The organism is Psychroserpens ponticola (assembly GCF_023556315.2).
Lineage (GTDB): Bacteria > Bacteroidota > Bacteroidia > Flavobacteriales > Flavobacteriaceae > Psychroserpens > Psychroserpens ponticola.
Genome location: NZ_CP116221.1, coordinates 1,156,513 through 1,180,571, shown reverse-complemented (window position 1 = coordinate 1,180,571; position 24,059 = coordinate 1,156,513). Strand labels below are relative to the sequence as shown.

The window sequence follows — 24,059 nt, the reverse complement described above, 5'->3', positions numbered from 1 at the left end:
ACTATATTTAAACAACAATGGCAATAGCAATTAAATCAATACCAGTATTAAAAGATAAAGCAGCAGCTCACTTTACTTCTAAAGTAGCTGAAAATTCTGCTAAGAAATCTTCTGTTGATTTTTCTAAGCAAACTTCAATTGCAGCAAGGATTTTAGCTAAAGCAAAAATATAATATATTACTTTGGGTTTTCTAAGTGATAATTGTACTCTAAAACTTTATAATCAAGATATAATAGATAGTTGTAATCCTTTTGATTGCGACCATACCGATTTAAATGATTTTTTTACTAATGATGTAGATAATTATTCATCTGAACTTTTAGGAAAAACGTATTGTTTTACTTTAGATAGTGATCCAACTATTATTGTTTGTGCTTTTACTATATCTAATGATAGCATAAAAACTACACACTTACCAAATTCAAGAAAGAAGAAAGTAATTAAAGAAATACCTCGTCCTAAACAAATGCGAAGTTATCCTGCTGTACTTATTGGTAGATTGGGTGTTCATAAGGATTATAGAAGTGTTGAAGGTGAAGAAGATAATACAGGTAAACAATTAATGGACTTTATTAAGTCTTGGTTTATTGATGGTGCTAATAAAACAGGTTGTAGGTTTATAGTTGTAGATTCATATAATGAACCAAGGGCATTGAGATATTATGCTAAAAATAGTTTTGAAAGTTTATTTTCTTCAGAAGAACAAGAAAAAGAATTTACAGGTTTACCAACAGAAGCTTCATTGACAACAAGGTTAATGTTTTTCGATTTGATAGTTCTTACTAAATAATAGGTTTTCATAAGTCCCCACAACCCAAAACCCAGTTTTTTCGTACCTCAAAATCCTCTGTCTTTTGTGTTGTTCCGTTACCATACAAGTTCAGCGTTTTTTCATCTTTAAGGTAATAGCATATTGCAATTTGGTTTTAAGAAAAATAAAACCAAACTGCAATAAGCTATTCTGTTATTATTTTATCATAAAACCCTAAACTCACCCAAGCTATGTTACATAATAGAAGTTATAGGTCCGCTTCGCACAATTTTTAAACGTTTATATTTTAGAAAGATAAAAAATAGTCACTATAACTGCTATTATGTAAAATATCCGACATATCCCACGCTCACATTGGGACTTCAAAGAAAATAACGTTATCTCATTCAACTGCACAAAACCATCGTTAAGTCCAAGTATTCCTTACCTCAAGTCTTTGTTTGTTTCATTTCGCTAACTTTCATATTAAAACAACTTAACAAGTAATAACCTATGATAACAAAGACAATAGAAATTCAAGAAATTACAGTAGATGAATTGGCAGATAAAGTAGCAGACAAATTATTAAATAAGATAAAAAGCTATTTAGATGAATTGCACACTAATGAAAGTGATGTATATCTAACCAGAAAAGAAACATCAGATTTTTTAAAGATTAATATTACTACACTTTGGAATTGGACAAACAAGGGTAAAATAAAAAGCTATGGTATTGGTAATAGAAGATATTACAACAAGCAAGAAATCATAGCCTTATTAAAGAAGAATGAGTTGAGGTAATAAAATAAAAAAGAAAGCAAATATAGGTAGCTCGCTTCAGCCAACGCTAAATACTGTAAAGGTCAAGCCCTACGGGTTTTGAATAAAACTTTTTTAAGAAGCCACGTTAATAAGTTTCAAGATTTAGAATAAAAAACTTTTATCCAAAAACCTTGACAGCATTATCCACGCTACCTTTTACATTGGCTGTCTTTTTTCTTTTCTTTAAAAATATTGGCAAAAGAAAAAGCCCTATAAAATTAATTATAGGACTCTTTCAGCTTCAAAGGTCAGAATGAAACTATGCTACTTCTACGATGTTTAAAACGTTATATGCGCCATTTTTAAGCGGATACTGTACACCATTGATTTCTTGGAAGAACTCAACTAATAATACGTAAATATCGTTCCCTGTTCCTGTTGGTACACCTGCTGGAGTTAGTGTTTGAGTTGCAGAAGTTGTATCAATTGGAATATTTATAGTTGGACTGTACTCGATTGTACTTTCTGATGTTGCAAAATCTACTTTTAAATAAGCAGAAGCAAAACTAACGTGCGTTGCGCCTATTGGATAAGCAATATCGTTAGTAGGTGTTAAATTTGGAATAACAATTTCACCAGTAGCACCATCTACAGTAAAAGGTGCAAATAATACTGAACTTAATATCGCTCTATTATTAAAGTCCAAGCCTTTTAAAGAGGCTTTACCTTCTGGTGTTGCTAATCCTGTAGCCACATTTCTTTGACCTCTTACAGAGGTTGTATCAAAGTTTTTAATTTGTGTCATTTTTTGAGTAACACGACTTGAAACTCGATTGTCTTTTGCTCTAATCATTAAGTTTCTTACAGAAGTCCTTAATAACTTCCCAGATGTTGCAGAACTACCAAATTCTGAACCATTTTCACGAGTACGTTCAAACGCTGGATCATTTTGAATACGTTCCTTAGAAACACCGCCTTTAGTTTTTACTAAATAGCCCTCTTTTGCTTTGTAAAAAGTTAGATTATCTAACGTTCCTTCTAACTTAATAATACCTTTTAACTTTGCCATAACTAATACATTTTTTGATGATGAATATTAAATATACGGACTATTGACTATCAATGTATTAAGGTGCTTCCGAAGTGTTTATAAGTTGCCAAAACTTCCGAAATAGATAGTTTTTTCAGTACGATAATTGTCGTATATTGTATATAAGAGCTTTATAGCAACGGTATAGATAAAGCATAGTTAGAGTATTAATTTTAAATTTAAAGTGAATGAGTAGAATCTGTATTTACCCTAAAGACGTGCAAGTGGTAACAGGAAAGAGTGAGCGTTATGGCAGAACAATAATCAAAGCGATTAAAGAACGCCTTAACAAAGAAGCTCATCAGTTAGTTACTATCGATGAATTTTGCGACTTTATGGGCTTTGAAATCAGTAAAGTACAAGGATTAATCAAGTAAATTCCTTATCTTTACTTCAAGGTATTAAAGGTGACCTATTAGGTGACCTCAAAATGGAACAGGACAGAAACAGCAATAAATAAAGGCATTAGAGATGGGTTCACTTACCTTACTCTCCGCAATACCCTTGTTAATCTATTGATTTTCAAGGGTATTTTTATTTAATTCTCTTTCCCATTTTTATTTATTCTGAGTTTTAATGATAAATATCATTTTATACATTTTTTTTTCTAAATAGATTTAAAGTCTATACATAATTAGTGTGTCTATTATGAAAACAAATGTTTCTTATTACCAAAACAAACATGAGTTCCGTCTTTTCGTAACCAAAACATTTTCAAATCTTATTCAATTAAAAAAAGAAGGCAATCAAACGTCTTTTAATGAATTGGTATTAAAAATAATGCCCGAAATACGAAAGTATGTCAACGGAAGACTCAATACAGCAATAAAAAAAGGCCATTTTTCTAAAGGAAAATATAAAGCCGATGATTTCATCGATCAGCTCTTTATTGAGATTTATGATCGCATTGAAGGTGTTGAAAATGAAAATAGTTTTTACCTCTGGTTATTCAAAAAAACCAATGAATTATTGGAAGATATCATTGTAGAAGAAGAGTTTGATGATTTTTTCTTTAAAAATATTGAAGAGTATTCTAAACCAGAATGGGATGAAATGCAAGAGAAATTTAGCACAGATGGAGATGGAGATTTAATTATGATTGAAGATTTAGATGATATGTCTTACAATCATAATAATTATACATTAAACCATGTATTTGTAGAAGATAATGAAAAAGCTTTGGTTGATAAATTAGACAAGAGTATAGATGAAGAAAGAATCCAAAATCATATAGCAATGGTTTTACACAATTTACCTTCAGACATACGTAATGTTTATGAATTATTCACAAATCAACACATAAAACTAGAAGAAATTGCTCTTATAAGAAATACTACGATTGAAGACGTTGAACAACTATTAAAAGATGCTAGAAAGACTTTGCAAGTGAGCTTATTTAATAGATATACTGATGATAGTTTGAATGAATAAATAGATTCCTTAGGCTTTTATGGAATCATAAACATCAATTTTGGACTTAATTATTAGTGAATTTCAATTTAAACGAAGAATCATTTTTAAATGCCTCCATAGTTGCATTATAACCAATCTCAAATATGGCTCTAAGATATTTTTTATCAAACGTGCCATACTTACTTAATGCTTTAGGAGCTATTATTATGTCACAAGTATTAAATTTTCTGTAATCCTCTTTAACAGATTTTAATTTAAAAGCACGCTCTACAACATTATGAGAATGTTTTAAATCCTTAATTGTAATGGCTTCAAAGTCGTTAACATAGCTTCCAATAATTATATCACAATTAGGTTTCAATACATCTACAGGAAAATTATTAAGCACTCCACCATCAATATATAAAGAGTTTTCAATTTTTACTGGTGCAAAAACTCCAGGAAAAGCTGCCGAAGCCAAAATAGGTTTTATTAATTCTCCTTCACTAAATATTTTAAGATTACCTTGTAAAATATCTGTAGCAGTAATTATTAATGACTTTTGTAACACACTAAAATCATCTTCTTTTATATAGTTCCTAAATTGAGGATAGAACTTTTCGGTATCAATAATACCAGGCTTACCAAGGGCATATTTTTTAAAGTCTAATAACTGAGTATCTCTAAAAAATTTAAACATATTTTCCCAATCATAACCATAAGCATACAAGGCACCTACTATTGCTCCAGAACTTGTTCCAGAAACATGTGTTGGAAAGATTCCGTTTTCTTCTAAAGCCTTTATAACACCTATATGCGCTGCTCCTCTAACACCTCCTCCAGACAACACTAAACCAATATTCATTTTTTTTAAGTATTACATGTATTTTGTAAGGAATGTAAAAAATTCTTTCTTTAAATCAGTATACATATGTCGTTGATTTTCAATTTTATCTCTAAATTCTAAATGTTCTTTAAAATAGATTCTATCTAAGGAATCTTCATGAAGTTCATCATGTTTAGAGATGTTATGTTCATGAGTATTTATACTATTCATCATTTCTTCCATTATATTATTATTAATAATGAAGCGATTCTGAAAGTAATCCAATTTTTTCAAGACCTCTTTATCTGTCCATCTTAAGACAAGTTCATCTAATCGATTTTGAAAGGACTTCATTTCGTCTCTCCAAAATAATAATTCATTCTCCCATTGTTTATGCTCAAAATGAAGATCAGAATTTTGTACTACTTGAGTTTTCATAATTGAAAAATTTTAAGATTAATAATCTTAAAATTAATTCTAAATAGCATCAATTAAAATGATATAAATCAGTATTCTATATGATTTATATCATTTTTTTCAGGACATGATTACTATACATTTGAAAGGACAATTGCAATCTAGTTATGTCAAGTATCAATAAAATCAAAGCTCGATTTGAATCTTTTTTAATAGACATTGGTGATTTATCCTTCTTTACTGGACGCTTTTTTAAAGAAGTCTTTAAACGGCCTTTTGAGTTTAAAGAATTACTAAATCAATGCTACAACATGGGAAATAAATCCTTGTTATTAGTTTGCATTACTGGTTTTATAATTGGATTGGTTTTAACCTTACAAACACGTCCAACTCTTATGGAATTTGGAGCTGTGTCATGGATGCCATCTATGGTAAGCATTTCTATTGTTAGAGAAATAGGACCAATACTAACTGCATTGGTTTGTGCTGGTAGAATTGGATCTGGTTTAGGTGCCGAAATTGGCTCAATGCGAGTTACAGAGCAAATTGACGCCATGGAAGTCTCTGGCACTAATCCTTTTAAATTTCTTGTAGCTACTCGCGTTTTGGCTGTTACACTTATGCTTCCATTATTAGTTATTATTGGTGATGCAGTGGCTTTATTTGGTTCTTTTTTAGTAGAAAATGTAAAAGGAAATGTGTCCTTCATTCTATATTTTAATCAAGTATTTGACGCTTTATCCTTTGGAGATATTATGCCAGCTACTATAAAATCTTTCTTTTTTGGTCTAGCAATTGGACTTGTAGGTTGTTATAAAGGGTATTACTGCAAAAAGGGAACTGCAGGCGTTGGAAGAGCAGCAAATTCTGCGGTAGTTTTCACCTCTTTATTATTATTTATAATTGATTTCATCGCTGTTTTTGTAACTGATATTTTCTTTGATTTATGACAGATAACAACCACATACCAAAACAAGATATCGTTCTAAATATCAAAGACTTACACAAAAGTTTTGGAAATAACCACGTGCTTAACGGCTTTAATTTACAACTTCATCAAAGTGAGAACTTGGTGATTATGGGAAAATCAGGTTCAGGTAAATCCGTCATGATAAAATGTTTGGTAGGTTTAATGGAAGTCGATAGTGGTTCAATTTCTGTAATGCGTAATGATATTACAAAATTAGACCAAAGCGCTTTAGATATTTTACGTGCTGATATTGGTTTCTTATTTCAAGGAAGTGCTTTGTATGATTCAATGACAGTACGAGAGAATTTAGAATTCCCTCTAAGACGACATTCTAAAAGGTTTGAGAATGATAGCGATAGAGAAGCTCTAGTTATTGAAGCCTTAGAAAATGTTGGATTAAGAGATGCTATCGATTTAATGCCTTCGGAATTATCTGGAGGTATGCAAAAACGAGTCGCCTTGGCTAGAACACTCATCTTAAAACCCAAAATAATGCTTTATGATGAACCTACAAGCGGTTTAGATCCTATTACAGCAAAAGAAATTATTATGCTCATGCAAATTATTCAGAAAACATATGGAACCTCATCACTCATCATAACCCATGATGTCGATTGTGCTCGAGTTATTTCAGACAGAATGATTTTGCTTATTGATGGTATCGATTATGCAACTGGTACATTTAATGAATTATCAACTCATGAAGATCCTAAAATAAAGGCTTTCTTCAAAAATTAAATCATTATGAAACAAACAAATTCACAAAAACTCAACTTAGGACTCTTTGTTATCATAGGCACTATTCTCTTTATAACTGCTGTGTATCTTATTGGTCAACGTCAAGATATGTTTAAAAAAACATTTACGATTAGTGCATTTTTTCAAAATATAAATGGCTTACAAAAAGGGAATAATGTACGTTATGCAGGAATTGATATTGGCACAGTAAAAGGAATTACTATGAGTAATGATTCTACTATTAAAATAGACATGAATATCGATGAAAAAATCATTGTTCACATCAAAAAAGACGCTATTGCTACAATTGGTTCTGACGGATTAGTTGGCAATATGATTGTAAATATTGTTCCTGGAAAAGGTGTTTCCGAAGTCATAACGAATGGAGACATCATCAAATCCTATAGTAAAATTGGAACTGATGATATTTTAAACACGTTAAATACAAGTACTGAAAATGCTGCGATACTCACTTCAGATTTATTAAAAATCACTAATAATATCACGAAAGGAAAAGGTACGATAGGTGTTTTACTGAATGACACTATTATGGCGAAAGATTTGAAACAATCCATAACGAATCTGAAACTGGCTAGTCAAGGTGCTTCAAATACAATTAGAGAAATAAATGCTATTGTTTCTTCAGTAAAAACAGCTGACAATACAGTTTTAGGCATGCTACTTAATGATTCAATTTCAGGTAAAAAACTAAAACATATTGTAACGAATCTTGAAAATTCTAGTACAGAGATTGAAGCTTTATTGAACAATGCCAATACAATTGTAGATGACTTTAACTCAAGTGAAGGCACTTACAATTACATAGTAAAAGACACATCTTTAGTGAATAGTTTGAAATCTACACTAAAAAACATCAATGAAGGCACAGATAAGTTCAACCAAAATATGGAAGCTTTAAAACATAATTTTTTAACTAGAGGTTATTTTAGAAAACTAGAACGACAAGAGAAAAAAGAAGCAAATAACACTAATAAATAAATTCAATTTTTTGTCACAGGAATTTTAATTACAATACTCACATCTGGCCAAAGTTTAGAAACACCATCAGCGCCTTTATGCAAATCGTAACAAACTTTATTTAAAGTATCTAGAGCTTTCTCTGCCTTCCATTTTATTAAATGTAGATTGGTATTTACAAATAGAGTATCTTCTTTTAAGTTATAATTATAGGCTATTTCTTCTGTTATATCATTCATACTTAACGCTAAAATTCCTTTTCCAGAATCAGCATTTAGTATTTCACCTTTAATGATTTCAGTATTAAATGTATTAAAAAAGACATCACGAAGTTTTACGTCTCTAATCTCTAACTTAGAGTTTACCGACTGCGTTTTAATTGAAATCCTAGATGTTTTTAGTAACGTTTCTATAGATACCGAATCACTAGCTGTCTTAATTTCAAAGTCATCAAAAACACCTTTTACGCCCACTTTTTCTGTGAATTTATAAGCAGTCCAACCAACTGATTTCCCTTGAGAGGTCATGGAGTAATTTGCATCTGTTTTGGTAAGTTTTTTTTCTGAATTATTACAAGAAAACAGTAAGATTAAGATTACTAAATAAGAACTGATTTTTTTTAATGGCATCATTATGAATCACGTTTAATTAAAAGACTAAAGGATTTAAATCGTATTTTTTTAAAACTGAAAGCAATTCTACTAACGGAAGTTCAATAGAATAAGTACCTGTATAAGATGGACACATTACACAGTCATCAAAATAAAACGCCACATAAGTATCGTTGAGTACGAAGTTGTTTTTACTTTTAAAAAAATCATCTGAAGATAATTCCCAACAGTCATAGTACACGTCTCCTTTTCCTATTTTTTGGCTTATTTTTTCATTTATAAGTGTGACTAATTCATCTTCTGAACCTTCATTAAAAAAGTCCTCATAGGTCATAAAAACACCTCTATTTAAATCAAAATTAAAACCATCAAAAGAATAGCTAGGATGCATTGCACCAGAATAAAAATTCTCTTTATAAAAAAGCACACTCATAAGCTGATCATTAACGATATAAATTTTATAATCTATATAACGCTCTTCTCTAAATTTTGAGGCTGTAATACTATCACACAATAACTTGCTCTCTATAATTTCAGATTCGGTTTTAACCACATTTGCATAATAATTTTCAATAAACTCATTAAAATTTATGTGCGTAGGCTTAAAAGATTCATTAAGTAATGGATAATTAAAATTTATAGTGTAATCCTTCTTATCTATGAGATATTTTTTCTCGATAATCAATTTCTCAAACACTTCTCTTTCGTCTTTTTTTTCAATCAATCCTTTTTGCTTTATCTTAATGGAAATTGTTTTATCCAAAGGCTTAATATCCTTTTCAGAAGTTTGAATCGTATCTACAACCAGTGAATCTGTGATAATAGTGTATTCAACATCATTGAAAGAGTCTTTACGATAGTCTTTTTTACAACTTGTAAAGACTAAAATCAGCAATACTAGGTATAAATATTTCATAACGCTATTTCAAATTAATTCTCATTGCTCTTTAGGCGCTTTGCTAAATTAGTTAAACTACGATTTTCAGACTATGATTTTCATCAGGTATCTCATCTTAAATCTTAATAACGACAAAAAACCAATTGCTGCTTATGACTATGTGATTCTTCACTATTTTATTTCATAAGTAGTGGTTACTATAAATTTAAAATGTTTTAATCCGCTAATAACATAAAAGCACCTTCAAACAAAATTGGAATATCTTTCAGATCTGATGTATTTAAAACTTCTATAAAATCTTCTGTAGTACTCCCTACATCTAATTTCAATGTATCAAAAGTATACTGTGTTGCTTTTGTATCTAGTACTAAAATAAAATAATTATCTTCAATTTCAACTACAGCGTTCCTTGGTAATGACCAACTCTCTTTAGAATTTGTAATAATTTCTGCTTCAACGAACATACCAACTATAAAATTTGCTTGTTTTTCATCATCGATATGAGCGTGTATTTTGACAGTTCTATTCTTTTCATCTATGGTTGTACCTACCAAATGTACTTCAGCTTCAAATATTTTGTCTGAAGCTTCAGGGATTTGAAATTCTATATTTTGCCCTTTTTTAATATTCAAAATATCTTTTTCAAATACCGATAATTCTAAATGAATATGCTCTGTATCTACAATTTCAATAATAATATCTGCTGGTGATACATAAGTTCCATTACTCACATTTACTTTTGTTACATAACCTTCAATAGGTGCATATAAATTTATTTTTGAGGTCATTAGACCATTCTCTACAGATGAAGGATTAATGTTCATCATCGTTAGTTTTTTACGTAGTCCATTATATTGCGCCAAACTACTTTTATAGATGCTTTCTGCTTTTAAAAAGTTTTTTTGCGATGTAATATTCTCATTGAATAGCGTTTTTTGCCTTTCGAATTCTGATTTTAGATAATTCAATTGCTCTGCAACTTCTAAATATTGTTGTTGTATTTCAACAAAATCTGGATTTTCAAGCGTAACTAAAAGTTGTCCTTTTGCTACCTCATCACCAACTAACAAAAGAGTTTTAGTGATGTAGCCACCAAAAAAAGCACTCACATTTGCTTTATTTTGTGGTGGAACATCAATCATTCCACTAGTCTTAATTGTTTGATTAAAGACGTGTTTTGTAAGTGTTCCCAATTGCATCTGTTCACCTTCAAATTGTGAGGTGCTGACTACAATTTTGCCGGAATCAGCTGATATTCCATTTTGTGTATTGCTATTTTTATCGGAATTCCCACAAGCCATTAAAACAAGTGAAAATAATAGGATATATATGTATTTCATTAGAATTGATTTTATAAGATTAAATAATTTATGGCAATAACAGTTTGATTATATTTATTAAGATTATTGAGATATGTTAACTCGATATCCATTGCTGTTTCTATACTTTGTATGTATTGAAAGAAATCAATTTCACCTTCTTTAAAAGTACGTTCTGCAGTTTTAATAATTTCTTCGGAAAGGTTTTTTCCTTGAATCTCATAATAAGAAATAGCTTCGTCATACTGTTTAAGTTTTGCTAATAACATTTTATATTCTGCTATCAATTTTATTTGGTAATCTAGTTTTTGTTCGACAACAACTTCTTGTGCTATTTTTGAAGCTTTAATTTTTGATGAATTCCCACTAAAGAGCAGAGGGATTTTTAGACCAAATTGATAACCTTGTATGTTCGTGTTTAAACTGCTATTTGAACCTTGAAAATACTCAACACTTAAGTCTGGAAGCAGATCTTGTTTCTCCTTTCGATATAATGCTTCGTAATAGTTTTTAGAATCTTCAAAAAACAAAAGTCCAATATTGTCTTCTGTTGAAATACTTTCCAATTTCAATTTCAATAAAGGTTCATCTATAATTTTCAAACTATCAACCTGAACAACTTTTTTCAATTGTTCAATATTTAAAATAACGTCTTGTTCGGCTTGTTTATAAAGAGTATTTAATTGTTTTTGCTTTGATTTAGCAGTAATCATCTCTAAATAATTGGTTTCTCCCAATTCAAAACGTCGTTCTGCTGCTTTTGCAAAATTTTGATATAAACTATCCAAATATTGAAAACTCTTCGCTTTGTTTTTAGCATAACTTAAATCATAAAATGCTAAATACACATCACGTTTTAAAGATTGCAACCTTATACTGTAATTTGATTCTTGAACTTTATACTGTGCTTTATTTACTTTTTTATCAGCAAAATAGACCGTTGGAAATTTGAAGTCTTGAGAAATCCCAAACACTTTCAAAGGACTTCCATTTATTGCCAAATTATTCTCATCATAATTATAATAAATCGATGTTTTATCAAAACTAAAGGCGCTTCCAATTAAAGCATCTGCTTCATCAACTTCTAACGATGAAGCTTTTAAACCAGCATTATTTTCTATAGCTAAATTTAAAGTTTCATCAATAGTTAAAAGATTTTGCTGCGCATTCATTGTCAATGAAAATGCAATTATAAGTACCGAAACACTATTTTTTTTATTGATTTTCAGTACTGATTTCTCTTCAAACCAAGCATATAAAACAGGTAGTACGACTAAAGTTAGAATCGTTGCGCTAACCAATCCACCTATAACTACTGTAGCAAGAGGTCGTTGTACTTCGGCTCCTGCATTGGTAGAAATTGCCATTGGCAAAAACCCTAAAGCTGCTGCAGCAGCAGTTAATATTACTGGACGCAAACGTTCTGAAGTTCCTCGTTTAATACGTTCTTCAATATTAGTAATTCCTTGTTCTTTTAATTCTTTAAAATGTTCAATAAGAACAATACCATTTAATACAGCAATTCCGAATAAAGCAATAAAACCAACACCTGCAGAAATACTAAAGGGCAAATCTCTAATCCATAACAACAAAATACCACCAACAGCAGATAAAGGAATTGCAGAATATATCATTAATGCCTCTTTAACTGAATTGAAGGCAAAATATAAAAGGATAAAAATAAGCACCAAAGCAACTGGCACTGCTACCATTAAACGAGCTTTAGCACTTTGTAAGTTTTCAAATTGTCCTCCATAAGTAATGGTGTAACCTGTTGGTAGTTTTAACTTACTTTTAATAATAGCTTGCACATCATCTACAACCGATTGCAAATCTCTATTTCTAACATTTACACCAACAACAATACGTCGTTTAGTATCATCTCTAGAAATTTTAGCAGGTCCAGTCGTGTATTTAATTTCAGCTAATTCATTCAATGGAATTTTTATTCCTGTTGGTGCATCTACGTATAAATTCTGAAGACTTTCAATATTTTTTCGGTGTGTTGCATCCAAACGAATAACCAAATCAAAACGCTTTTCACCTTCAAAAACGCTACCAGCAGTTTTACCAGCAAAACCCATAGAAATAATTTCATTTAAATCTGATATATTTAAACCATAGCGTGCAATTTTATGACGGTTATAATTCACACTCATTTGCGGCAATCCTTCCACTTTTTCAATGACAATGTCAGATGCACCATCAACATTTTGAATGAGCGATTTTATTTCATCAGCTTTCGTTGCTAAAACAGACAAATCTTCACCAAATATTTTTATAGCAACATCTGCTCTAACTCCTGTAATTAACTCATTAAAACGCATTTCGATAGGTTGCGTAAATTCGACTTCCATTCCTGGAATCACAGTCAACGCTTCTTTAAACTTATCAGCCAGTTCATCTTTACTTTTAGCTGAAGTCCATTCATTTTTTGGTTTCAATTTGATAATGACATCACTTTCTTCCATAGACATTGGATCTGTCGGAACCTCAGCAGCACCAATTCTACTTACGACTTGGTCTACTTCTGGAAAATTATCCAGTAGAATTTGTTCAATTTTAGTAGTAATCTCAATGGTTTTACTTAATGAAGTCCCAGTTTTTAAAACCGGTTGAATTACAAAATCACCTTCATCTAACGTAGGAACAAATTCGCCTCCCATTTTACTAAAAACCCAGAAACTTGTTACCAATAAAACTACTGAAAGTGAAATCACTATTTTTTTATGACCTAATGCCCAATTTATAATTGGACTATAACCTTTATTCAAGAATTTCATTATGCGCACTGAAACATTTTTATCGCTTTGCGCTTTTGGTTTTAAAAACATTGAAGAGATCACTGGAACATAAGTCAAACAAAACAACATGGCTCCTATTAATGCAAAACTGAAGGTTAATGCCATTGGTTTGAACATTTTTCCTTCAACACCACTTAATGATAAAATAGGAATAAACACAATGAGAATAATCAATTGTCCAAAAATGGCAGAATTCATCATTTTAGATGCACTTTTGAGTGTAATAGCATCGACTTTTGACTGCTGCTCTTCTTTAGACAAAGATTTTATTTTAACAACTTGAGCTGTAATCTGAAAAGCAATGAACTCTACGATAATAACTGCTCCATCTATAATAATCCCAAAATCGATAGCACCTAAACTCATCAAGTTTGCATCAATTCCGAAGATGTTCATTAATGAAATTGCAAACAGAAGACTTAAAGGTATCACTGAAGCTACAACCAAACCAGAGCGCAGGTTTCCTAATAAAATGACCACAACAAAAATAACAATGAGTGATCCTAATATTAAGTTTTCGGCAACAGTAAAAGTAGTTTTACCAATAAGTTCACTGCGCTCCAAAAAACCATTAATGTAAACACCTTCAGGTAAAGCGCTTTGAATGGAAGCTACACGCTCTTTTACTGCATCAATAACTTGTTTAGAATTACCATCTTTAAGCATCATGATCTGACCAAGTACTTTTTCGCCTTCACCATTTCCTGTAATAGCTCCAAAACGTGTGGCATTACCAAAGCCTACATTAGCAACGTCTTTTATATAAATTGGTAATCCGTCATTTTTTACAACAATATTTTCGATATCTTCAATAGAAGACACCAACCCTTCTCCTCGAATAAAAAAAGCCTTGTTTGTTTTCTCAATATAACCACCACCAGCAACGCTATTATTTTTCTCTAATGCAGTATAAATATCTGAAATTGCAATATGCATTGCTTTCAATTTTTGAGGATTAATAGCGATTTCGTATTGTTTTAAAAATCCTCCCCAAGTATTGACTTCAACCACTCCTGTAATTCCAGACAATTGACGTTTTACAATCCAATCTTGAATAGTCCGTAACTCTGTAACAGAATAACGATTTTCAAATCCAGGTTTTACATCTAATACATATTGATAAATCTCACCTAATCCTGTTGTTATCGGACCCATTTCTGGTGTACCGAAACCCTGTGGAATTTTCTCAGAAGCCGATTTTATTTTTTCAGCAATTAATTGTCTTGGTAAATAGGTTCCTAAATTTTCATCAAAAACTATAGTTACAACTGAAAGACCAAACTTTGAGACCGAACGGATTTCTTCAACTCCTGGTAAGTTAGCCATTTCCAATTCTACAGGATAAGTAATAAATTGCTCTACATCTTGAGTTGATAAATTTCTAGATGTCGTAATGACTTGAACTTGGTTATTTGTAATATCTGGAACTGCTCCAATAGGTATTTTGGTTACAGAATATATTCCGAAACCAATCACAAATGTGATAAATAGAAGAATAATAAGCTTATTCTTTAAACTAAATTTTATAATATTTTCTAACATAATTCATATATAATAATGGCATAAGCTATTGACTACAGCTTATATTAAAATAATTTTTAACCAATTATAAATTATGCGAATCTTGGAGGCTGAAAAACAGCAAGTTTTTCAAATAAGGAAGACGATTCCTTGTATAAGAAATTTAAAGGAATTTCAGTAAAAGAAGAATATTCAATATTACAACTAATCGAATTTAAAATAAAAGACGAATTAATATGCGTAAGTTGATGCTGACTATCGTTAAACGGTAAGTCTTTATGTTCTTCGTGCTCACCAGCATGTTGGTATTTAGCATCTCCATAATGTTCAGCTATAAATTCAACAAATGAATCGCCATAAGTTTCTGCATGATAATTAGCATGCTCCAATAAAATTTTGAATTTTGAAATGTCTTCAAAATTAATATTGAAACTTTGAATAAGAATCAAAAAAGAGAATATTATGGCTAGTAATTTACTCATAAGCTTTACGAAGATATTAAAAACACATCATTTCGTCTGTAGCAAATGTTACATATTCTAGAATAAACATCATTAAAACTGCTTCTAACTTCATTACTATTCATACAAAACACTTCTTGCTAATTAATAGAACAACTATCTCCTCCTTTTTTAACACCTAACTTCATTAATATGGTTTCTAACAAACACCAATTTGTAAAAGCAGATTGAATTAAATTCACACCAATAAAAACCGTAAACCACACCCAATTTGGACTCACATAAACGGTCAAAACGACACTTAAAAGTACCATAACACCAACGATCACTCTAAAATATGTATTTAACATTTTAATAATTTTTAAATTTATATAGATCTTTCTATAGGAACCACAACCGCTTTTATTGGGTTGTTCGTTTCTAGATTATTATTAAATTCTTTTATTAAATTGAACAAAACATCTATCTTTTCATCTTCAGTAAAAGAAAAAAACATTTCCGAATCTGCTCCACTTTGCTCACTAACAAACCAACTAGAAGACATCTTTACAGATGCATCAGCTTTAAAACCCTCAATATCAGATTCACTAAAATTATTTATTTGAGCTTGTTTAAATAATCTGATAATATCCTTTTTGTAGTAATCAACTACAGTAACTATAAGTAATTTCATTATTTTTTATTTTAATATCTTCAGTTCGAGTGACTCCGAATACTTTAGAATTTGTATCGAGAACCATTAAAACTTCTCGATACAATTTTTAAGGCTATACTTTGGTATCTTTAATCAAAGTATATTTTGATTTCGATAATTTAAAAAACCACTTGAAGAGACGAACCTTTATTTAAAGTTCTTTTTCTCTATCATATAATACACTAAAGGCACCACTAATAATGTCAACACTGTTGAAACAATAGTTCCTCCCATTAATGAAATTGCTAATCCTTGAAAAATAGGATCAAATAGTATTACAAATGCTCCAATAACAACGGTTCCTGCTGTTAATAGAATTGGTGTAGTACGCACTGCTCCTGCTTCAATTGCCGCTTGTTTAAGTGGTATGCCTTCTGCTGTTCTTATGTTTATAAAATCAATCAGTAATACAGAATTCCTAACCATAATTCCTGCTAAAGCAATCATACCAATAAAAGACGTTGCAGTAAAGAATGCTCCCATAATCCAGTGTCCTAAAATAATTCCGATTAAGGATAAAGGAATCGCAACCATCATTACAATTGGTGCTTTAAAGTTTTGAAACCAGCCTACAATTAATATATATATTAAAATAATGGCTCCTAAAAAAGCAATTCCTAAATCTCTAAATACTTCTAAAGTAATTTGCCATTCGCCATCCCATTTTACAGTGTAATTATCTTCAAAATCTGGCTGACCTAAATACATTTCATTTAATTCGTAGTCTTTTGGTAATGGAATCTCTTTCAATTTCTCTTCCATTCCTAGAATTGCATACGCTGGGCTTTCTAATTCACCAGCCATATCTGCCATGACGTAAACGACACGTTTTTGATTTTTACGATAAATACTTTTTGCTGCTGTAGTCTCTGTTATAGTGACCAAATCTGCAATTGGAATCATATTTCCTTGTATCGACTTTACTTTTAATTGCGAAATATCAGTGATGGTTGATTTTTCCTTTTCATCTAAAGCCAATACCAAACCAATTTGATTTACCGCATCTTCATCATATAAATTGGTGATCGATCTGTTAGATAACGCCATATTCATGGTGTAAGCAATTTGTTGTGGTGCCACACCATACAACATCGCTTTCTCTTTATTGATATCGAACTGATATTCGGTTTGGTCATCTTCAACCATCCAATCAATATCTACAACATCATCTGTCTTTTTTAATATACCCTGAACACTATTTGCTACTTTTATTTGCTCATCATAATCTGGTCCATAAACTTCTGCAACAATTGTAGATAATACTGGTGGACCTGGTGGAACTTCTACTAACTTCACATTCGCATTATATTTTGAAGCAATTTTCTGAATCTCTGGGCGCAATAATTTAGCAATATCATGACTTTGTACAGTACGTTCTTCTTTGGCTAATAAATTCACTTGAATATCTGCCATATTAGAACCTCCACGTAAATCATAATGACGAACTAAACCATTAAACGTAATTGGTGCCGACGTACCAACATAATTTTGATAATTTACCACTTCTGGTCGAGTAGATAAATACTGTGAAATCTCTTGAGTCACAACTCCTGTTCGCTCTAAAGTTGACCCTTCTGGCATATCAATTACAACCTGAAATTCATTTTTGTTATCAAATGGTAACATTTTTACGGCAACCGAATTGGTAAAGAACAAGACCATAGTTCCTATTAAGACTACAAAAGTTCCTATTAAAAAGATCCAACGTTTTCCTCTACTCTCTAAAAGAGGTCTTTCAAATTTGTTATATATTCTATAAATAAGTGTGTCTTCTACTGCTTTTTCAGGCTTTTCCTCTGCTTCTTTTTTATCTTTTTCTCTTAAGAAAATATAACCTAAATAAGGTGTAATAGTTAAGGCTACAAACAAAGATAAAATCATAGCAATTGATGCTCCAATTGGCATTGGCGCCATATATGGACCCATTAATCCTGACACAAAAGCCATAGGTAAAACCGAAGCTATAACTGTAAATGTGGCTAAAATTGTTGGGTTTCCAACCTCGTTAATCGCATATAAAGCAGCTTGTTTAAATGGCAAGCGTTTCATCTTAAAATGCCGATGCATGTTTTCTGCAATAATAATCGAGTCATCGACCACAATTCCTGTCACAAAAACCAATGCAAACAACGTGATTCTATTGAGCGTGTAATCCATCATATAGTAACTCAACAAAGTCAAAGCAAATGTAATTGGAACCGATAAAAACACGACCAATCCTCCTCTCCAACCCATTGCAAGCATAACCACAATTGTTACAGCAATGATAGAACCTATAAGGTGCCACAACAACTCTGACACTTTATGAGATGCTGTTTCTCCGTAATTTCTAGTCACTTCAACATGTACATCATCTGGAATTAAAGTCGTACGCAAATGATCTACTTTATCGATAATAATTTCCGAAAGTTTCATCGCGTCTGCGCCTTTTCGCTTCGCAACAGAAATGGTAACTGCTGGATATTCCGATTTATAATCAGTAGACTTCTCACTTCCTGCTCCAAATCCTAAACTCACATAATTCTGAGGCACTTCTGGTCCATCAATAATTTGTGCCACTTGCTTTAAATAAATAGGTTGATTTTGTTGCACACCAACGACTAAATTTTCAACATCTATAACCGATTCTAAAAACTCACCAGTAGTAATCAAAAATTCAGTATCGTTTTTATCGAAACTCCCAGAACTCATTTGACTATTATTCGCCTTTATCATTTCAGAAACCGACAAGAAGTCCAAACCACTTGATGCCAACTTATCTTTATCTAAAACAACACGTAACTGACGATTTCTACCTCCAATTTTATGTGTCGTAGAGACGTCATTTACCTTTTTTATTTCCGCTTCCAACTCAAGTGCCATTTGACTTAATTGGTAGTCGTCATAATGTTCACTCCACAAGGTCAATCCCAACATTGGCACATCATCAATGGCACGTGTTTTTACCAAAGGAAACGTAACACCTTGAGGCATTTGATCCATGTGCTTGTTTATTTCGTTGTATAATTTTACAAACGAACGCTCAATATCTTCGCCAACATAAAACTGTACAATGACCATTCCTTGTTCTTTCATCGATGTCGAATACACATACTCTACACCTTTGATATTCGAAATTAATTGCTCTAAAGGCTTAATTACTCGTGACTCAACTTCTGTAGGACTTGCGCCTGAATAACCTACAAAAATGTCTGCCATTGGCACATCAATTTGCGGTTCTTCCTCACGCGGAATTAAAAACGAACTATACACTCCAACGACCATAAACACAATCATTAACAACACGGTTAACTTCGATTGCATAAAGACTTTGGCAATTTTTCCTGCGATTCCTTCTTTCATTTGAGTTTAATATTTTGGGCGTTTTAACAGGCTATCCACTATATCTTTTTACTTGTTCTCGATACAAATTTGCTTAGGCAAATTCACTCGAACTGACGTAAAAAGGATGTCGTTTCTATCCTTAACGCGGCTTTTTAGTTATTGAATTGAAATTTTAACACCATTAAATAATTTTCCTTCAGCAGAAACTATGTAAGCTTCATCTGCATTTAAACCAGATAACACTTCTACTTGGTTTCCAAAAGTTCTTCCCAAACGTAACCAACGTAACATAGCTGTATTACTTTGACTTATGGTGTACACTCCAGATAATTGCCCTTTGGTTACAATAGCTTCAGTAGGAATTAAAACCAGTGTTGATTTTGCTATTCTTTCTACTGGAAACTGAACCGTTGTAAACATTCCTGACAGGATGTTTGCCTCTGTTTTTTCTATAGCTATTTTCACTAAATATTGTCCGCCAGTATTTTTGGCAGATGTACTCACTTCTGTAACCTTTCCTTTAATGGTTTTGTTGATAGATTTTACTAAAACATCAACGGTTGTTCCTTTTTTAATTTCAGAAATTTCAGATTCTGGAACCATTGCCATCACTTCAAAACTCTCTGGAGTTTCTATACTAATTAAAGGTATTCCTGGATTTGCCATGTTACCAGCCTCAACAGTTTTACTAGTAATCATTCCACTAAAAGGCGCTGTAATATTACTATAAGCAAATTGTGCATTGACTTCGTTTTTCATTTGGTTTGCCGCTTCTAAACGTGCTTTTGCCATCTCGAAATTCGCAGTCATATCATCCAACTCTTTTTGAGACGCACTATTATCTGCAAACAAATTTTTAAAACGATTATAATCTTTTTGGGCATTATTAAAAGCAGCTGTAGCTTCTGTAATCCCAGCATTTACTTGAGCACGTTTAGCCTGTAAATCACTATTATTAATAGAAACTAGCAATTGACCTTTTTGAACGTTATCACCAACATTAACATGTACTTTGTTTACATACCCCATCATTCTGGTGCTTAAATCTGCACTGTTAGTGGCTTGAATTTTTCCGCTTACACTTAAAAACGGACTATTACTATTTGTTTCTACTTGACTTACTTTTACAGCTATTGCTGGTGTGCTATCTGTAACTGGTTTTTTGTCTTCGCTTCCGCAGCTTGTTATAAAAAACACTGTTGTAGTTAACGCTAGTAAGTAAATATATATTTTCATTTTGTAATTTGTTTATTAATTAGGTCTCGACTGCGCTTGACCAGATAATACTCTGTCTCCTCGAGTGCAGTCGAGAGGTTTTATTCTTTAGTTAAAAATTGTAAATAGGCTTGAGCATAATTATATTCAAAAATGGTTTGATAATATTCTAATTGCTTTTGTGCAAATTGTGTGTCTGCAATCAATAAATCTGATGTTTTTTCTAAACCTTCTTTAAATCTGTTCGTTCTAATTCGTAAAGATTCTTCAGATTGCTCTAATGCTAAAGCAGTTAATTTTAATTTGTTTTCTGCATCTGTAAAAGCTCGTTTTGCTTTGTTTAATTCCAAATTACTTTTAGAGACATATTGTTTGTATTCTAATTTTGATTTTTCGTATTCTGATTTACTTTTTTGAGCCTTTCCAAAACGTTTAGAACCTTGAAAAACATCCCAAGTTAATTGTGCTCCAAATAAATAGCCATTAGCACCACCATGAAAAACCTGATCATCATATAGTTCATAACTTCCAAAGGCATTTAATCGTGGTAGAAACGCCATTTTATCAGATTTACTCATCGCTTCATAAGCATTTGAAGCAAATTGCATAGCTTTAATATCTGAACGATTTTCAGAAACTGTTGTATCTTCAATTGAAAACGTTGAAACCACCAATTCATCAGTTGGTGTATACATAACATACGATTCATCATTCATTAAAAAAGACAAATAATTGGATGCATTTTGCACATTGCTTTTAGCCATTTGCAATTGATTTTGAACTTCGGTTACTCGTACTTCAACATTTAATACATCAGCTCGTTGTAAATACCCTTGTTCAAAACTGTTATCTGCTAATTTCTTATTAGCATTAGCTGCTTCTAATGTTGTTTCTAAAACCTGCACTGCTTTATAAGCTAATTGTAATTGCATGTATGCTTTTTCAACTTCAAACGCTAAATAATCTTGTGTACGCTTCGTCTTTAATGACATGGCTTCCATTTTAGATTTAGCAGCTTTACGTTGAAATAAACCATCCATATTGATTAATGGTTGTTGAATTTCAAACTTTGTCGCATAGTTTTCTATCTGAGAAGGATCATTTAATAATGCTGGATTGAAATCATTTTGCGTTAAAATTTCCTGATTCAATTTAGATCCAAAAGCCATTAACGGATTTGTAGTCGCCATTGCTGTATGACTTGCTGTAATGTTTGGAAAAAACACAGCATTAGTTTGTCTGTAATCTGCTTTAGCTTGATTAAATTCTTCTTCGGAAATTTTAATACTTATATTTTTTTCAGACACTTTAGATAAAACCTCTGTCATAGTAATAGGCACTACTTCTTGCGCTTGAACTAAAAAACTGAAGACAGAACCAAATCCTAGGATATAAAAATGTTTTTTCATCAATTATTGATTTATTGTACAAATTTACATCAGATAAAGACCGAAGTCAGTAACATAAGTTACCAAGCCAAGAGTCATTTATGAGGACGTATGTTATGTTGTTTACTGCTCTTGACTTACTTTTGTAAAGTATATGGATTCATTAACTCAAATCGTATTAGGTGCAGCTGTTGGTGAGGCTGTGCTAGGAAAAAAAATCGGAAATAAAGCCATGTTTTATGGTGCTATTGCTGGTACAATACCTGATTTAGATGTACTTGCTATTCATTTTACTGATACTGTTTCTGCGCTATCAATTCACCGAGGTTTTACACACTCGATTGTATTTTCAATAGTATTTGCTCCCCTTTTCGGTTGGATTGTTTCTCGGTATGAAACATTTAAAAGTTTTAAAGATTGGTCATGGTTATTTTTCTTGACATTTGTAACGCATCCTATTTTAGATGCACATACAACTTGGGGAACTCAATTATTTTGGCCATTTGATCTACGATTGGCGTTTAAGACTATATTTGTTATAGATCCGCTTTATACAATACCATTTTTGGTCTTTTTGATTCTTACACTGAGGCAAAAACACTGGACCCAAAAACGTCGTTTATATAATAAAATTGGGTTAATAATAAGTTCATCCTATTTATTACTTACCATATTTTTGAAATGGATAGCGTTTAACCAATTTAAATCTGCTTTAAAAGATCAAGACATCACCTATCTGCAAATAGACACAAGACCTTCGCCATTAAATACAATTCTTTGGAGTGCTAATGTGGAAACTGAAGACGCTTATTTATTGGGAAACTATTCCTTTTTTGATACTCAGCCAATAACTTTTGAAACTTATCCTAAAAACCATCAACTCTTAGGCGATCTTGCTACCAACGAAAAAGTACAACGTATGATTATAATTTCTGAAGGATGGTATATGATTTCTAAAAAAAATGGAATTCTTTATTTTAATGATTTGCGATTTGGACTTTTAAGTTTAGCACCAAAATCTAAAAACTTTGTTTTTCAATATAAAATAGAGACAGATAATTCTGGTAAGGTTCGATTTATTGAAGCTCCTAAAGACAAACGAGATGGAAAGAAACTGTTATTTGAATTATGGATGCGTTTAAAAGGAAATTAAAACTAGTTTCTTTACAAAAAAAGGCATTCATAATTACTTATAAATGCCTTTAACCAACCAAAAAAAACTGATAATCACATCAGTTTAACCAAATATTACTGCTTATATGTTGCATGACATTGCACACAATAATTTAACGTATTTGATAATGCAGTAAGGGAATTATCTTTATTTCTTTTTTTAAAAACATCACTCATTGCATCAGCACTTTTATGAAATTCTAATCCTAAATTCTCAAAAGCTTTATCTCCAAAAGAAGCACACATTAAGCGCATTTCTGTTGTAGACCCTAATTTTGTATAGGCAATCATTGAGGCTTCATCATAGTTTTCTTGTGACAATAATAATGTGATTTGTTGTATAGCTTCTAAATGACTTCTCATATTAGAAAGTTGATGATTTTTTTGCATAGGATTCAAATTAAGTGATATGCGTCCATCATCAATTTCCACCTTCTGCTTAAAAGTATGATCTTCTTTTATGTTTTGTTCAACAGTATTATCTGCTGCTTTTATTATTCCTTTTTTTTGTTCTTCATTACAAGAGAGAAATCCTAAAAAACTCAAACAAATTGTTGTCATTACTAAACTTCTAATTTTCATCATCCTTTGTTTTATCTTGTACCTCCATGTCCTCCAGCCACTACAAGCATTATTTTCATGCTTAAGTAAATGAATTTAAAAAATTGAATTATAGGATTCATCATTTTAAATCTTTGATATTTTGAAATTCTTTGTGTCATGTTA

Annotated in this window: 24 protein-coding genes; 9 read left to right on the top strand and 15 right to left on the bottom strand. The window is 31.4% G+C overall.

Going from position 1 to position 24,059, the window contains the following annotated elements; genetic code table 11:
• Window positions 1-17: 17 nt before the first annotated feature.
• From MUN68_RS05280 to MUN68_RS05270, 3 genes are all read left to right on the top strand, one after another.
• A complete protein-coding gene (locus tag MUN68_RS05280) occupies window positions 18-173 on the top strand; it encodes a hypothetical protein (RefSeq protein WP_249995622.1) in 156 nt (51 codons plus the stop codon).
• Window positions 174-182: 9 nt separating this feature from the next.
• Complete coding sequence (locus MUN68_RS05275) at window positions 183-791, top strand: GNAT family N-acetyltransferase (protein WP_249995621.1); 609 nt, start codon at window positions 183-185, stop codon at window positions 789-791.
• Between the two features lie 474 nt (window positions 792-1,265).
• Window positions 1,266-1,553 (top strand): helix-turn-helix domain-containing protein, encoded by a 288-nt coding sequence (locus MUN68_RS05270; RefSeq protein ID WP_249995620.1) that lies wholly within the window; start codon window positions 1,266-1,268, stop codon window positions 1,551-1,553.
• Between the two features lie 280 nt (window positions 1,554-1,833).
• On the opposite strand, the gene MUN68_RS05265 is transcribed toward MUN68_RS05270, so the two are convergent.
• A complete protein-coding gene (locus tag MUN68_RS05265) occupies window positions 1,834-2,583 on the bottom strand; it encodes a hypothetical protein (RefSeq protein WP_249995619.1) in 750 nt (249 codons plus the stop codon).
• 209 nt (window positions 2,584-2,792) lie between these two features.
• Here MUN68_RS05265 and MUN68_RS05260 point away from each other — a divergent pair, with 209 nt between their 5' ends.
• Both MUN68_RS05260 and MUN68_RS05255 read left to right on the top strand, forming a co-directional pair.
• Entirely contained in the window at window positions 2,793-2,981 is a 189-nt protein-coding gene (locus MUN68_RS05260; protein ID WP_035325018.1) for a hypothetical protein, read from the top strand.
• Window positions 2,982-3,252: 271 nt separating this feature from the next.
• Entirely contained in the window at window positions 3,253-4,035 is a 783-nt protein-coding gene (locus MUN68_RS05255; RefSeq protein ID WP_249995618.1) for an RNA polymerase sigma factor, read from the top strand.
• A gap of 46 nt (window positions 4,036-4,081) precedes the next feature.
• On the opposite strand, the gene MUN68_RS05250 is transcribed toward MUN68_RS05255, so the two are convergent.
• Together MUN68_RS05250 and MUN68_RS05245 are read right to left on the bottom strand one after the other, a co-directional pair.
• Window positions 4,082-4,861 (bottom strand): patatin-like phospholipase family protein, encoded by a 780-nt coding sequence (locus MUN68_RS05250; RefSeq protein ID WP_249995617.1) that lies wholly within the window; start codon window positions 4,859-4,861, stop codon window positions 4,082-4,084.
• 12 nt (window positions 4,862-4,873) lie between these two features.
• The gene (locus MUN68_RS05245; RefSeq protein WP_249995616.1) at window positions 4,874-5,260 is read right to left on the bottom strand and encodes a hypothetical protein; all 387 of its coding nucleotides are present in this window, start codon (window positions 5,258-5,260) and stop codon (window positions 4,874-4,876) included.
• A 146-nt stretch (window positions 5,261-5,406) separates the two neighbouring features.
• On the opposite strand from MUN68_RS05245, the gene MUN68_RS05240 reads away from it, so the two are divergent.
• Genes MUN68_RS05240 through MUN68_RS05230 form a run of 3 tightly spaced genes read left to right on the top strand, consistent with a single transcriptional unit; the run spans window position 5,407 to window position 7,946 of the window.
• Window positions 5,407-6,189: an MlaE family ABC transporter permease gene (locus MUN68_RS05240; RefSeq protein ID WP_249995615.1), complete on the top strand. Its 783-nt coding sequence runs from the start codon at window positions 5,407-5,409 to the stop codon at window positions 6,187-6,189.
• Entirely contained in the window at window positions 6,186-6,947 is a 762-nt protein-coding gene (locus tag MUN68_RS05235) for an ABC transporter ATP-binding protein (RefSeq protein WP_249995614.1), read from the top strand. Before MUN68_RS05240 ends, MUN68_RS05235 begins: the two co-directional genes overlap by 4 nt.
• A 6-nt stretch (window positions 6,948-6,953) precedes the next feature.
• Entirely contained in the window at window positions 6,954-7,946 is a 993-nt protein-coding gene (locus MUN68_RS05230; protein WP_249995613.1) for an MlaD family protein, read from the top strand.
• Window positions 7,947-7,948: 2 nt separating this feature from the next.
• Here MUN68_RS05230 and MUN68_RS05225 read toward each other — a convergent pair whose 3' ends face one another.
• The 10 genes from MUN68_RS05225 to MUN68_RS05180 all read right to left on the bottom strand — a co-directional run bounded on the left by MUN68_RS05225 (window position 7,949) and on the right by MUN68_RS05180 (window position 22,181).
• The gene (locus tag MUN68_RS05225; RefSeq protein WP_249995612.1) at window positions 7,949-8,557 is read right to left on the bottom strand and encodes a hypothetical protein; all 609 of its coding nucleotides are present in this window, start codon (window positions 8,555-8,557) and stop codon (window positions 7,949-7,951) included.
• Window positions 8,558-8,573: 16 nt separating this feature from the next.
• Window positions 8,574-9,452, bottom strand: coding sequence for an RsiV family protein (locus MUN68_RS05220; protein WP_249995611.1), 879 nt, complete (start codon window positions 9,450-9,452; stop codon window positions 8,574-8,576).
• Between the two features lie 197 nt (window positions 9,453-9,649).
• Complete coding sequence (locus tag MUN68_RS05215; protein ID WP_249995610.1) at window positions 9,650-10,774, bottom strand: efflux RND transporter periplasmic adaptor subunit; 1,125 nt, start codon at window positions 10,772-10,774, stop codon at window positions 9,650-9,652.
• A gap of 11 nt (window positions 10,775-10,785) precedes the next feature.
• On the bottom strand, window positions 10,786-15,099 hold the full coding sequence (locus MUN68_RS05210; RefSeq protein ID WP_249995609.1) for a CusA/CzcA family heavy metal efflux RND transporter: 4,314 nt from the start codon (window positions 15,097-15,099) through the stop codon (window positions 10,786-10,788).
• A gap of 71 nt (window positions 15,100-15,170) precedes the next feature.
• Complete coding sequence (locus tag MUN68_RS05205; RefSeq protein WP_249995608.1) at window positions 15,171-15,560, bottom strand: hypothetical protein; 390 nt, start codon at window positions 15,558-15,560, stop codon at window positions 15,171-15,173.
• A 119-nt stretch (window positions 15,561-15,679) separates the two neighbouring features.
• On the bottom strand, window positions 15,680-15,889 hold the full coding sequence (locus MUN68_RS05200) for a YgaP family membrane protein (RefSeq protein ID WP_249995607.1): 210 nt from the start codon (window positions 15,887-15,889) through the stop codon (window positions 15,680-15,682).
• Window positions 15,890-15,906: 17 nt separating this feature from the next.
• Window positions 15,907-16,212 carry a hypothetical protein gene (locus MUN68_RS05195; protein ID WP_249995606.1) on the bottom strand — a complete coding sequence of 102 codons (306 nt, stop codon included), beginning with the start codon at window positions 16,210-16,212 and terminating at the stop codon, window positions 15,907-15,909.
• Window positions 16,213-16,380: 168 nt separating this feature from the next.
• The gene (locus MUN68_RS05190; RefSeq protein WP_249995605.1) at window positions 16,381-19,575 is read right to left on the bottom strand and encodes an efflux RND transporter permease subunit; all 3,195 of its coding nucleotides are present in this window, start codon (window positions 19,573-19,575) and stop codon (window positions 16,381-16,383) included.
• A 138-nt stretch (window positions 19,576-19,713) separates the two neighbouring features.
• A complete protein-coding gene (locus MUN68_RS05185; protein WP_249995604.1) occupies window positions 19,714-20,793 on the bottom strand; it encodes an efflux RND transporter periplasmic adaptor subunit in 1,080 nt (359 codons plus the stop codon).
• Between the two features lie 80 nt (window positions 20,794-20,873).
• The gene (locus MUN68_RS05180) at window positions 20,874-22,181 is read right to left on the bottom strand and encodes a TolC family protein (RefSeq protein WP_249995603.1); all 1,308 of its coding nucleotides are present in this window, start codon (window positions 22,179-22,181) and stop codon (window positions 20,874-20,876) included.
• A gap of 133 nt (window positions 22,182-22,314) precedes the next feature.
• Between MUN68_RS05180 and MUN68_RS05175 the strand changes: the two genes are divergently transcribed.
• Entirely contained in the window at window positions 22,315-23,313 is a 999-nt protein-coding gene (locus MUN68_RS05175; protein ID WP_249995602.1) for a metal-dependent hydrolase, read from the top strand.
• A gap of 95 nt (window positions 23,314-23,408) precedes the next feature.
• Here the strand turns inward: MUN68_RS05175 and MUN68_RS05170 are convergent, their stop codons facing one another.
• Together MUN68_RS05170 and MUN68_RS05165 are read right to left on the bottom strand one after the other, a co-directional pair.
• The gene (locus MUN68_RS05170; RefSeq protein ID WP_249995601.1) at window positions 23,409-23,915 is read right to left on the bottom strand and encodes a hypothetical protein; all 507 of its coding nucleotides are present in this window, start codon (window positions 23,913-23,915) and stop codon (window positions 23,409-23,411) included.
• 11 nt (window positions 23,916-23,926) lie between these two features.
• Complete coding sequence (locus MUN68_RS05165) at window positions 23,927-24,055, bottom strand: hypothetical protein (RefSeq protein ID WP_272792406.1); 129 nt, start codon at window positions 24,053-24,055, stop codon at window positions 23,927-23,929.
• Between the last annotated feature and the right edge of the window lie 4 nt (window positions 24,056-24,059).